This window comes from Paenibacillus sp. P3E (assembly GCF_001909045.1).
Taxonomy (GTDB): Bacteria; Bacillota; Bacilli; order Paenibacillales; family Paenibacillaceae; genus Paenibacillus_AQ; species Paenibacillus_AQ helianthi.
In genome coordinates this window covers 1-754 of sequence record NZ_LVWH01000145.1, presented here as the reverse complement: position 1 = coordinate 754, position 754 = coordinate 1, and the positions used below count along the sequence as shown (strand labels likewise).

Sequence of the window (754 nt, the reverse complement as noted above, 5' to 3'; positions counted from 1 at the left end):
GCGAATTACCACAGCTGGGTTTCCCCATTCGGACACCCCCGGATCAAAGCTTGCTTACAGCTCCCCGAGGCAGTTTCGTTGTTCGCCACGTCCTTCGTCGGCTCCTGGCGCCTAGGCATCCTCCGTGTGCTCTTATTAGCTTAACCATCGCTCCGGTGTTTCGCTTGTTCGCTCATCTTGTTTTAAACAGCGCTCCCGGATGAATCCGTTCGCTTGTCTGTTTAAAGTCAAAGGTCGCTTCACAATCGAAAACCTTCGCTTTCAGCATACTAATAACGATTTCAACTTGTTTACACAAGTTTCAGCTAAAAGATGTTCTAAAACGCATTTTCGTTTCGGTATCCAGTTTTCAAGGATCAAGGTTACAAATGAGAGCTTCAACTCTCAAAACTGAGCAACGAGTGAGTGTTCGAACCCAAAGGTTCTAATGGAAGTCAAGCTTCCGATTTGAATGTTTCCATTGCAGGAAACGATTCTCCATAGAAAGGAGGTGATCCAGCCGCACCTTCCGATACGGCTACCTTGTTACGACTTCACCCCAATCATCTACCCCACCTTCGGCGGCTGGCCCCCTTGCGGGTTACCCCACCGACTTCGGGTGTTGTAAACTCTCGTGGTGTGACGGGCGGTGTGTACAAGACCCGGGAACGTATTCACCGCGGCATGCTGATCCGCGATTACTAGCAATTCCGACTTCATGCAGGCGAGTTGCAGCCTGCAATCCGAACTGAGACCGGCTTTGCTGGGATTGGCT

At 50.4% G+C, this 754-nt stretch carries 2 rRNA genes; both read right to left on the bottom strand.

Annotated elements, in window-relative coordinates:
• Positions 1–146: ribosomal RNA gene (locus A3842_RS32950) — 23S ribosomal RNA — on the bottom strand; the annotation flags it as partial.
• A 337-nt stretch (positions 147–483) separates the two neighbouring features.
• Positions 484–754, bottom strand: a 16S ribosomal RNA gene (locus tag A3842_RS12570); the annotation flags it as partial.